The organism is Pedobacter sp. 22226 (genome assembly GCF_052045455.1).
Lineage (GTDB): Bacteria > Bacteroidota > Bacteroidia > Sphingobacteriales > Sphingobacteriaceae > Pedobacter > Pedobacter jeongneungensis.
On record NZ_JBQEPB010000010.1, the window covers coordinates 1 to 12,430 of the forward strand.

7 protein-coding genes and 1 rRNA gene are annotated in these 12,430 nt (G+C 40.3%); 3 read left to right on the forward strand and 5 right to left on the reverse strand.

The window, feature by feature from the left end:
• Both rrf and ACTJKC_RS20960 read left to right on the forward strand, forming a co-directional pair.
• Positions 1 to 94 (forward strand): 5S ribosomal RNA (rrf, locus tag ACTJKC_RS20955); the annotation flags it as partial.
• Between the two features lie 852 nt (positions 95 to 946).
• Positions 947 to 1,927, forward strand: coding sequence for an acyl-ACP desaturase (locus tag ACTJKC_RS20960; protein WP_025144634.1), 981 nt, complete (start codon positions 947 to 949; stop codon positions 1,925 to 1,927).
• Between the two features lie 235 nt (positions 1,928 to 2,162).
• Here ACTJKC_RS20960 and ACTJKC_RS20965 read toward each other — a convergent pair whose 3' ends face one another.
• From ACTJKC_RS20965 to pafA, 4 genes are all read right to left on the reverse strand, one after another.
• Positions 2,163 to 3,086 (reverse strand): MBL fold metallo-hydrolase, encoded by a 924-nt coding sequence (locus ACTJKC_RS20965; RefSeq protein WP_440795005.1) that lies wholly within the window; start codon positions 3,084 to 3,086, stop codon positions 2,163 to 2,165.
• Positions 3,087 to 6,476 (reverse strand): methylmalonyl-CoA mutase family protein, encoded by a 3,390-nt coding sequence (locus ACTJKC_RS20970; RefSeq protein ID WP_440795007.1) that lies wholly within the window; start codon positions 6,474 to 6,476, stop codon positions 3,087 to 3,089.
• A 130-nt stretch (positions 6,477 to 6,606) separates the two neighbouring features.
• The gene (locus ACTJKC_RS20975; protein ID WP_440795009.1) at positions 6,607 to 6,975 is read right to left on the reverse strand and encodes a VOC family protein; all 369 of its coding nucleotides are present in this window, start codon (positions 6,973 to 6,975) and stop codon (positions 6,607 to 6,609) included.
• Between the two features lie 298 nt (positions 6,976 to 7,273).
• Positions 7,274 to 8,932: an alkaline phosphatase PafA gene (gene pafA, locus ACTJKC_RS20980; protein WP_344850292.1), complete on the reverse strand. Its 1,659-nt coding sequence runs from the start codon at positions 8,930 to 8,932 to the stop codon at positions 7,274 to 7,276.
• A gap of 355 nt (positions 8,933 to 9,287) precedes the next feature.
• On the opposite strand from pafA, the gene ACTJKC_RS20985 reads away from it, so the two are divergent.
• The gene (locus tag ACTJKC_RS20985) at positions 9,288 to 10,946 is read left to right on the forward strand and encodes a DUF3472 domain-containing protein (protein WP_440795011.1); all 1,659 of its coding nucleotides are present in this window, start codon (positions 9,288 to 9,290) and stop codon (positions 10,944 to 10,946) included.
• Between the two features lie 43 nt (positions 10,947 to 10,989).
• Here ACTJKC_RS20985 and ACTJKC_RS20990 read toward each other — a convergent pair whose 3' ends face one another.
• A complete protein-coding gene (locus ACTJKC_RS20990) occupies positions 10,990 to 12,279 on the reverse strand; it encodes a bifunctional folylpolyglutamate synthase/dihydrofolate synthase (protein WP_440795013.1) in 1,290 nt (429 codons plus the stop codon).
• Positions 12,280 to 12,430: the final 151 nt, after the last annotated feature.

Genomic DNA, 12,430 nt, shown 5'->3' on the forward strand with positions numbered 1-12,430 from the left:
GGTGTCCACCTCTTCCCATTCCGAACAGAGAAGTTAAGCCCACCAGAGCCGATGGTACTGCGGTAACACGTGGGAGAGTAGGTCGGTGCCAAATCTTAAAAGAAACCCTTTAACAGAAATGTTAAAGGGTTTTCTTCGTTTACAGGGGGGTGTATTGCCTTCTCTCCATTAAGGAGTTAAGATAAGTTAAGGGTTGTTCCCGCAGATCATGCTGATCGCCGCAGAGGCCATTCCATCATCCATTTTACATCTTTCAGTGAAAGAGATGAGTTAAGTTCTTTTTCTTAATGCCCTTAACTTCTTAATGATAAAAGGAACCTAAAGTATTTCTCACCATTAAGGAGTTAAGATAAGTTAAGGGTTGTTCCCGCAGATCATGCTGATCGCCACAGAAGCCGTTCCATCATCTGTTCCATCTTCCAATTGTAGCGTTGAGATAAGTTAAGCTTCTTCTTCTTAATGGCCTTAACTTCTTAATGTTAAAACTCATCACGTATTTATCTACCATTAAGAAGTTAAGATAAGTTAAGGGTTGTTCCTGCAGATAGCGCTGATAGTCGCAGAGGCTGTTCCATTATCTATCTTCCATCATCCGTTTTACATTTTCCATCATACCTCTATCCCTGGTTAAATAGCCCTGATGGAAGCGATATCCCTTTTGGGCAAAGATGATTGCTTATGTTAGAATGATTTCCCCAAAAGGATTAAGCGTACAGCAGGACGGAACCCAACCCACACGCACAGAAACCTGCGCTCCAAAAAAATATCAATATTTGATGATCTAAACCCGCTTTGCCCAATCTGTAAACTACGCCTATACCAATTTAAGCCAATGTTAATAATTTAGGTCACTTTTAAAACTGATTTAGCGCTAAATATGTTAATATCATAAGGTTTGCCACAATATTTGGTTATCTTTGTTGTTAACAATATATAAACAAAAATAATGAGTTTTTTTGCAGATAAAAGAAGGGAAGTAATGGTGCATATAGAAAAGTATATGCTGGAGATGATGGACACCTATCTTAAACCAATCGATACTAACTGGCAACCGTCTGATTTCCTTCCTGATTCTACTAGCGATACATTTTATCAAGATATCAGAATTCTAAGGGATAATGCAAAGGATCTTTCTTATGACCTGGTAGCGGTATTAATCGGAGATACCATTACAGAAGAAGCTTTACCTACATACGAATCGTGGTTAGCCATGGTACAAGGCCCGAGTATGAAAGAAGATGGCGGCTGGATGAAGTGGAACAGGCACTGGACTGCAGAGGAAAACCGTCACGGTGATTTGTTAAATAAATATTTATACCTGTCTGGTCGTGTTGATATGCGCCAAATGGAAATTTCTACGCAATACCTTATTGCTGATGGCTTCGATATCGGAACTGGTCATGATCCTTACCGTAACTTTATCTATACTTCTTTTCAGGAGATGGCAACCAATATTTCGCACAGAAGGGTAGCTTCGTTAGCTAAAAAAGATGGCGATACATTATTATCAAGAATGTGTGGTGTAATTGCATCGGATGAAGCGAGACATGCAAAAGCATATAAAGATTTTATGAACCGTATTTTCGAGGTTGATCCTAATGAAGCGATGCTGGCTTTTGAAGATATGATGCGCCAGAAAATTGTTATGCCAGCACATTTTTTACGTGAGGTAGGTTTAAAAATCGGTCAAACCTTTGGCCATTTTACGGATGCTGCACAACGTTTGGGTGTTTACACCGCAATTGACTATGTTGAAATTATGCAACAGTTAATTGTTGACTGGAAAATTGAGGGAATGCGTGATTTAAATGAGGCTGGTGAAAAAGCCCGTGATTATATTATGGCTTTACCTTCGCGTTTATTACGTGTTGCCGAAAGAATGAAAAACCCAACAATAGATTATAAATTTAGCTGGATTGCCGGATAATAGCATTTAACAGATATATGAAGGCCCCGATTTTACATCGGGGCTTTTTTGTGCGTTGCGTATTGTCATCCCGACTGAAGGGAAGTCCAGAATGTTCGGGAAAGAGATCTATCTCGATAGATTTTGCTTCGCAGAGCCTTCGGGTTCTCGTCTGCGCTGCACTCCGCTCTAAATGACGACTTCTTGCGACTTACTATCGCCATTTCATTTTTTTTGAATAAAAGATGATCTCTATTTAATAATAGACATCTCCTTGTTTTGCGAAGTTAAATCCATTTTTCAAAACCTGTTTTTGGGTGGTTGAATCCCAAAGCATAGGATTGGTATGGTTAAAATGGATCAGAAAGATCTTACTTTTAATGTTGCGGGCCTCTTTGCTGAACAATTCTTCCGTTTCGGTTACGAGTGGGTGTGGAACTTCGGCAATTGGCCTGTTTCCAAGCTCGGTATTGCTGTAAAAAGTAGCATCTATCATCGCTACATCGACTTTTTTTACCTCATCAATGATATTTTTATTCCACTTGCTCCATTTATCTATGTCAGGAATAAAGAGATACCTCTTGGTTGGTGTTTCGATTTTAAAACCAGCTGTCTCCGAAAATTCATCTCTATGCAGAACAGTAAAAGCAGTTATTTTATTATCAGCGATGTTTATAGGCTGATCAGCGTTTAAGGTAATCAGGTTAATATTATTGAGTTTTACCAATTGGCTCCAGGGACCGTTCTGTTCGATAAAGGATTTTAATTTAGGCAGCATATAAACCTTTAAACCATTTGTAGACATTACTTCTCTTCCAAATTCCATTAATCCGGTATAGTGGCCGATATGAGCGTGGGTAATAAAAATACCCTCAGGTAAATAGGGATAAGCTTCGTTGGTACTCTTTCTAAAATCCTGTAGCTGTTGTTTTATATCTGGTGTAGCCTCAAACAACCACCATTTTTTTGTTTGTGGATCTACTAATGCGAGTGAAACGACATTTTTTCTTAAATTTTCATTTTTCCATGCCATTTTACAACAGTTTTTCTGACAGCCCATATGTGGGTAACCGCCATCTTGTGCAACGCCCAATACCAGAATAAAAGATGACTTTGGTGCTTCCTGCGCCCAGGTTTTGAATGAAAAACTGAGCATGAAAAATAATACTATTGCTCTCATTTACATGTTTCTTCTATATTGACCGCCTACTTCATAAAGTGCTTTGCTAATCTGACCTAAGGAGCAGATTTTGCAGATTTCCATCAGCTGTTCGAAAATGTTATCACCAGCAATGGCTGATTTTTGCAATTGTTTCAGTAAATCTGCCGAACGATCTGCATTACGGTCCTGGAATTTTTGCAGTGCCGAAATCTGATATTGTTTTTCATCTTCTGTGGCCCGAATTACTTCTCCGGGAACAATGGTGGGGGAGCCATTTTTGTTTAAAAATGTATTAACGCCTACAATCGGATATTCGCCGGTATGTTTTAAAGTTTCATAATACAAACTTTCTTCCTGGATTTTTCCTCGCTGGTACATGGTTTCCATCGCACCTAAAACGCCGCCACGATCGTTGATGCGTTTAAATTCGGCTAGAACGGCATCCTCAACCAAATCGGTTAGTTCTTCGATGATAAATGCACCTTGTAACGGATTTTCGTTTTTGGCGAGGCCCAATTCCCTGTTTATGATCAACTGGATGGCCATGGCTCTTCTTACCGATTCTTCAGTTGGTGTGGTAATGGCTTCATCGTAAGCGTTGGTGTGCAGCGAATTGCAGTTATCGTATATGGCATAAAGTGCCTGCAAAGTTGTACGGATATCGTTAAAATCGATCTCCTGAGCATGTAATGAGCGGCCTGAAGTTTGGATATGGTATTTAAGCTTTTGTGAGCGATCGTTTCCTTTATATTTATTCTTGATCGCCTTGGCCCAGATTCTTCTGGCTACGCGACCAATAACGGCATATTCAGGATCAATCCCGTTGGAGAAAAAGAAAGACAGATTTGGTGCAAAATCATCAATGTGCATGCCCCGGCTTAAATAATACTCTACAAAAGTAAAACCGTTACTCAGGGTAAAAGCAAGTTGCGAAATGGGGTTGGCACCTGCTTCGGCAATATGATAGCCCGAAATGGATACCGAATAGAAGTTCCGTACTTTTTCGTCAATGAAATATTTCTGGATATCGCCCATCATCCGCAAGGCAAATTCAGTAGAAAATATACAGGTATTCTGCGCCTGATCTTCTTTTAAAATATCAGCCTGAACGGTCCCACGAACTGAGCTGATGGCTTTAGCCCGGATCTTAGCATAAACATCTGCCGGTAAAACCTGATCGCCGGTTACGCCCAAAAGCATTAAGCCTAAGCCATTGTTTCCTTCAGGCAAAGTTCCGTTATAAGTTGGTCGCGGTATTTTTTTAGCTTTATAGATGGCATTAATTTTAGCCTCAACTTCTTTGGTTAAATCATTTTCGATGATGTATTTTTCACATTGCTGATCAATTGCGGCATTCATGAAAAAGCCCAGTAACATGGGCGCCGGGCCGTTAATGGTCATGGAAACTGAAGTTGATGGCGCACAAAGATCGAAACCGGAGTATAGTTTTTTGGCATCGTCCAAAGTGGCAATACTCACCCCTGAATTACCGATTTTCCCATAAATATCAAGGCGGACGTGCGGATCTTCGCCATACAGGGTAACGGAATCAAAGGCGGTAGATAAACGGTGCGCCGGCTGACCTAAAGAAACATAGTGAAAACGTTTATTAGTCCGTTCGGGGCCACCTTCACCTGCAAACATCCGTGTTGGGTCTTCGCCATCTCTTTTTAAGGGGAATACCCCAGCTGCATAAGGAAATTCGCCGGGAAGGTTTTCGGTTAGCAACCACCTTAAAATATCGCCCCAATCTTCGTATCTCGGTAAAGATACTTTAGGGATATTCAGTTTGGAAAGTGATTCGTAAAATAAGGGTTGTTTTATCTCTTTATCGCGTACTTTATAAATGAAAAATTCTTCTTTATAAGCCCTTTTGGTTTCGGGCCATTGGCGGAGCAGGCGTTTGCATTCGCCATCCAATTGTTCTTCGAAGAAAGCATAAACTTCCTCTAAATCTCCGCCTGCTGGGGAGACTTTTGATTTGTCAGGTAAATTTGCCTCACTTAACAGATCAATTACACCTTTGAGTTGATACATTTTCCGGGCAATGGTTGCCTGTTTATCTACCCATTCGTTATACATTTGGCTCGCTTCGGCAATTTCTGCTAGGTAACGGATGCGATCGGGAGGAATGATGTAGATTTTTTCGGATTGATCGGAAGTTAATTCCATTTTGGCCTTAAAATCGGTTCCGGTTTTTAATTTAATCTGGTCCATTAAGGCCACGAACAGGTTATTCATGCCCGGATCGTTAAACTGCGATGCCATGGTGCCATAAACCGGAATTTCATCGTCTTTGGCATCGAAAATATTATGGTTGCGTTTGTATTGCTTGCGTACATCACGCAGGGCATCTAAAGCACCGCGTTTATCAAATTTATTGATGGCCACGAGATCGGCAAAATCTAACATGTCGATTTTTTCGAGCTGTGTAGCTGCTCCAAATTCAGGGGTCATTACATATAAGGAAACATCACAGTGTTCGGTAATTTCGGTATCTGACTGGCCAATCCCTGAGGTTTCTACGATAATTAAATCGTAACCAGCTGCTTTACAGATATCGATGCTTTCCTGTACGTTTTTTGATAAAGCCAGGTTTGCCTGACGGGTGGCCAAAGAGCGCATATACACCCGTGGATTATTGATGGCATTCATCCGGATGCGGTCGCCGAGTAAAGCGCCACCTGTTTTTCTTTTTGAAGGATCGACAGAGATAATGGCCAGGGTTTTATCTTTCACTTCTACCAAAAAACGACGTACCAGTTCATCTACAAGAGATGACTTTCCGGCACCACCTGTTCCCGTGATTCCCAAAATAGGCGCCGTGTTATTTTTGGAGAGTTTTTTTAATTCGTCGACAAATTTCTGGGCACCTTCGGGGTCATTTTCTGCAACGGTAATGGCTCCGGCAATGGCTTTAATATCTTTCGTCGGGATGGTTTCGAGCTCGTTGGTGATATGGGTTTTGGTAACGAAATCGGTTTGGATGAGCATGTCGTTAATCATGCCCTGTAAACCCATTTTACGGCCATCATCAGGAGAGTAGATCTTGGAAATTCCATAGGCCTGAAGTTCTTCAATTTCTGAAGGTAAAATCACACCGCCACCGCCTGCAAATATTTTAATATGACCCGAACCCTTTTCCTGCAAAAGATCGTACATGTACTTAAAATATTCGATATGTCCGCCCTGATAGGAGGTCATGGCAATACCCTGAACATCTTCCTGAATGGCGCAGTTTACCACTTCATCTACAGATCTGTTATGGCCAAGATGAATCACTTCGGCACCTGAAGACTGAAGGATTCGACGCATGATGTTAATGGTTGCGTCGTGTCCATCAAAAAGGGAGGCAGCGGTTACAAATCGGATTTTATTTTTAGGCTTATAGATTTCTACCTGTTGCATACTATGGGATTTAAAAGACCGGCATGCTCAAATTACCAATCCTTGTTTCCAAATATATTTGGTATGCAAATGTACTAAAATATGCTGCTTAACGCGCGAATACCCTATACCGTTATGGCTTTTGGTTCAGTTATAAATCCTGCCCGAATTGTAGTAAATAACCGTTATTATCATAAATGGCAAACTCCCTCATGCCATAGTCAAAATCTTCCAGGGGATAACAGATATCACATAGATCTTTTAAATTTTCCCAAAGCGCAGCAACTTCATTTGTATTGATGTAGAGAGAACCGCTCATGATCGGTTTTGGAATGTTGCGGTGCTGGTTAGGAGCGCAGAACATCATTTCTATGCCATCTTTGCTGAGGGTTAACCAGCTAAGATCGTCGGATTTTGCTACGCAGGTGAAGTTTAATATTTCAGAATAAAAGGTTAGGGTTGCCGGCATATCATGCGATTCGAGCATAGGGGTAAGTTTGGTAGCGGTGTATGTTGACATGATCTAAAATAAGGGAAAATATGGAATTTTAACAAGTAGATATCATATCCCCTCAGCACGTCATTTTGAGCGGAGTGAAACGTAGTCGAGAACCCGAAGGCTCTGCAAAGCAAAATCTATCTTGAGATAGATCTTTCCGCTCCGTGTTCCAGCGCACCGTCACCCTGAACTTGTTTCAGGGTCTTTCATGCAAGATAGATTTCTCCCTGCCCGAAGCAGGCGGGCGCTCCACTGCGTTCCGGAGATGAAGGTTGCTATAAAACAAAAAAACTATGCTGGTGGGCATAGTTTTCTTAAATTATTTATTGGTGATTTCTGTAATCGGTTCTCCGACGGTTCCGTTCGGAGTTTGGATATGCAGCAGTGCGGCCAGTGTTGGTGCAATATCTGTCATATAATGCATTTTGTTTGTTGCACCGGGCTTAATTCCCCAACCCATAAAAACCAATGGAATATGCGAATCGTAGGGATTCCAGTTTCCGTGTGTGGTACCTGTGCTGCCACCATTAAACCAGTTGGGCTGTAAAACGTAATAGATATCTCCACTTCTTCGTGCATTGTATCCATTGGTAATCATTTTTTTCTGTATTTCCTGAAGTGTAGATTGCGATATTTTAGCAATATCAACCGCATTTTGGAAACCATCTAATTTTTTCAGGAATTCAACTGATGCCGCTTTAATTACATCGAAACTTACATCGCCTTTATCGGTTTTGTCATGATCGAAAATGATCTGGTTGTTTTGAGATCTTAAAACCACATTATTCACCTTAAATTTATCGTTTAGGTAAGTATTTAACTTGCTTGCAACATCGCGGTCGCTTACTACACCTGAAGGTAATTTATTCTCCTGCATAAAGCCAGGTACATGCGCAGCACCATGATCGGCCGTTAAAAATACGGTGTAATTGCCTTTACCTACTTTTTTATCCAGGTAGTTGAAAAACTCTTCAAAATCTTTATCTAAACGCAAATAGGTATCTTCTGCTTCAATAGAATTCGGACCGTAGGCATGACCAACATAATCGGTAGATGAACAGCTTACCGCTAAGAAATCGGTAATGTTATCCTGACCTAAATCTTCTGATAAGATGGCTAATTTGGCCAGATCCAAAGTGATGGTGTTGCCATAAGGCGTACTTCTGATGGCATCGAAATTTTTATCAACGTTTTGTGTTAACTGGTGAGGAAATGTACTCGATTTACCCTCGTAAGCTTTCTCATCAGCTGTACTGTTTACATAGGTATTAATCGGATATAAAGTTTCCCAGTTTTTTGCGTAAAACTTATTTGCCAGTTTTAATTTATTGTAATCAGCAATCCAGGTAGGTACTTCTTTCATGTAATAGGTACTGGTTATCCAGTTTCCTGTGCTACCCTGGTACCAGTATGCCGCATTTGCAGCATGACCAGCCGGAAGGATTGAACCCCTGTCTTTTAATGAAATACCTATTACTTTTCCCCTGAAATTGGTGGCTAACCTTAACTCATCAGTAATGGTAGTGGTTAACATATTTTTCGGCGACATATTGCCTTCGGATGAAGGGGTACTGCCAACAGTTGATACTGAGGAATCTTCGGTACAGTAAACATTCTTTTTAGTTTCTGGATCATACCAGTCGTTACCGATAATGCCATGAACCGCCGGAACTGAACCGGTATAAATACAAGTATGGCCGCAGGCTGTATAAGTTGGTGTATAAGGAATAAATGTGTTTTCTACAGAAAAACCTTCGTTAATCAATCTTTTAAAACCACCGTTGGTATAGCGGTTATAGTAACGGTATAGATAATCCCAGCGCATTTGGTCGACCACTAAGCCAACCACCAATTTAGGGCGGGCAACTTCGGCGGGGAATGCTTTAGCAGTTGCTGTAGCAGGTTTTTTAGTTTGGGCTGAGGAAAGCGAAATCGAAAAAATAGAAATGGTAAAGATTAGACAGGATATTTTCTTCATTGTGTTTTAGTTAAAGGGCTAAAGTAATAACTTTTAAGTGAAGATATTTTGAAGTTTATGTAAAGATTTAGAAACTATTGCAATATTGACAGGCTAACCGGATATGTAGTATTAATTACGCGCAAACGTTTGCCTTATTGATACAAGTCAAAAAGCGGGTAATTGGTTTAATACTTTGATTTTTAAGTATGGAAATTATCAAATTCGGATTAGGTATCTCATTTTTAAGCTGTTAAAATAATTATTTCAGGTTAAAAAGCGCAGTCAATCGTTTGTGTAGACAAAAAATAATATCAGCATATTTTTATGAGTAGCTTTAATTACCAAATACATTCCCAACCTAATCTAAAAAAATATGAAACCATTTACTTTTTTTCCCTGGTCGTTAACGGCTTGGATGATGCTGTTATTTTCACTGATGTCTTGTCAAAAAAACATTATTGCTGAAAATCCCCAATTATCAATCCCCAAAATGAGTTCGGTAAATACAGCTCTTGTCAGCGGAGAAAACGCTGCTCCATCAGAACATCTCTATTTTTCTTTTCCGTCTGATGCTATTGCCAAAATACATAAGATAAAAATTACACAATCTGCCAATGCCGAATATTTTTCTGTACATAATTATTCGGGTGGCTATGCAGGCTTACAGCAAACGCCTGATAATTCTTTTGGAACGCCAAATATCCTTATTTCTTCATTATGGGATCCGAACACTGCTGGCGGAATCTATTCTGAAGTGGCTTATACGGGCCCACAAACCATTAGCAGCAGATTTGGAGGAGAAGGTGATGGATATAAAACAATTAATCCATACCAATGGGCACTCAACACCTGGTACAATATAGCCTTAAGGGCATGGAAACGTGACGGAAAATTATATATAGGAACTTTTATTCAAAATCAGTCGAGCGGTGTCTGGTTTCATACCAGTACATTGGCTATTCCTGAGCGGACTACCTTTCTGGGTTCGGGTAACGATGCCTTTTTAGAAAACTGGGTTGGAAGCAATCCTGATTATGATGGAAGATATGTTAGAAAGGCATTTTTTAAGGATTGCTGGAACTTAAATACAAGCAATACATGGGAAAAACATACCAGCAGAAGTTTTAGTGCCAATGCAGGAGATGAAGGTAGAAACGGGATTTACGACAGGGCTTTTAATTCAGGTTATGATACTGCCGAAGATGCTTATTTTATGGAGCATGGAGGAAATACGCAACCTGGTGCCGGTTTTGGCACTGGACGCACATTAAGCCTTCCGGCACAAAGCAACCAGGGCACTGCACCTACCTTAACCATTGGAGAAGTACAATCTGCAACAGCTGTTGCCAGTGGTAATACGGTTACCGTGAACTGGGTAAATAATCAGCTGAAAAGTCCGCAACTTTCTTCAAAAATAGAATTACTAAATTCATCAGGTGGAGTAGTTAGTACGGTAAATGAGGTATTGCCTCAAAAAAGATCTGTAACCATTTCCAGTACCCTAGGAACAGGTAGTTATTCGGTTAGAATTACCCTTACAGATATTTTTAACCAGAATTCAACACCACTAACAGTGCCGGTTACCAATGGCATTTCAGCCAGTACATGGTATAAAATAAAAAATGCATCAAGCGGACTTTACCTCGCCATAGAAAATAACAGCACAGCTAACAGTGCCTTTTTAGTTCAAAGTACCAGTGCTACCGGAAATGGCCAGAAGTGGCAATTTAATACGCAGGGAACAAGTTATGTTATTGTTAATGCCAACAGCACTAAAGCATTGGATATTTCAGGAGGGGTACAGGCATTAAATGGGAATATCATTCAGTATACCGTTACCAATGGGGCAAATCAAAAATGGAATTTAATTCCTGTTGGCGCCAATAAATATGTAATTCAAAGTAATCTATCGAATCACTATGTTCTTGATAACCCAGGTAGTGGTACAAGCAGTGGTACTAAGATTGTTCAGTATAGTATGAATGGTACTTCCGGATCATCAAACCAGCAATGGCTACTGGAAGCACAGTAGTTTAATTATAAGCAAAGGAGATGATGGTATTGATCTCCTTTGCTTATATCGCTTCGGCTACCACAAACGTACTTCCACCAATAAAAACCAAATCTTTTGGATCGGCTGATTGAATGGCCTTTTCTTTGGCCTCGGCTACCGAAGTATAACTGCTTCCGATTAAATTAAATGTTGCCGCCTGTTCTTTAAGTTCATCGGCTCTTAAACCGCGCTCTAAATCCGGTTTGCAAAAATAGTAAGTCGCATTTTTAGGCATTAAGGATAAAACTTTCGAAATATCTTTGTCCTTTACCATTCCAAAAACAATGTGCAGGTTTTGATAAGTGGTTTGCGCGATGTTTTTAATCACTTCGGTAATACCCGCTTCATTATGGCCGGTATCGCAGATAACTAAAGGACTTTTAGCCAAAGTTTGCCAGCGTCCCTGTAAACCGGTTTGCTTTTTAACCAGACTGATGCCTTTATAAATTGCATCTTTATTAGTTTTAATTTCAGTTTTCTCATTCAGTACCGCTAAGGTTTCGAGAACGGTTAAAATATTTTTATGCTGATAAACCCCGGTAAGATCACTTTGAAGATCTTTGTATTTAATTTTTTCTGCCTTATAAACGTTTAGGGAAAGTTTACTGTTTTTGATTTTAAAATCCTGAGCAGTTAATACGGCATCGGCAAAAACGATAGGCGCATCCTCAGCTTTTGCTTTTTTAATAAACACCGGTGCCGATTCTTGCTGCGTTTCGCCAATAACCACAGGGATATTTTTTTTAATAATGCCTGCCTTTTCGCCGGCAATTTCTGCCAGTGTATTGCCCAGCATGTTCATATGGTCCAGGCTGATGTTGGTAATGACCGAAATCTGTGGCGTAATGATATTCGTTGAATCCAACCTTCCGCCTAAACCTACTTCGATTACAGCCACATCTACCTCGTGTTTAGCAAAATGATCGAATGCCATGGCCACAGTAACCTCGAAAAAAGAAGGCTCCGTTTTTTCGATCAGTTTTTGCTGGTCTTTTACGAACGATACGACTTCAGTTTTGCTGATCATTTTCCCGTTGATGCGGATGCGCTCGCGGAAATCTTTTAAGTGTGGAGACGTATATAAGCCTGTTTTATAGCCCTGCGACTGTAGCACGGAAGCCAACATGTGCGAAGTTGATCCTTTTCCATTGGTACCGGCTACATGGATGCTTTTAAATTTATTCTGCGGATTATCTAAAGCCTCACAAAGAATAATGGTATTGGTTAAATCCTTTTTAAAAGCAGACGCGCCAACGCGGGTAAACATCGGGAGTTTACTGTATAAAAAATCAAGCGTTTGTTGGTAGTTCATAATAGGTGCCAAATATAAGCGATTGGCGTTTGAAGTTCAAACTGGATTGGGCTCGTCTTCCGAAGTTTTGAAATTGCATGTGGGGTGGCGGAACTTCGGAAGTCTTTAACTGAACTTAGACAGGGACATATATATGCGGTGTTCTGTGAGG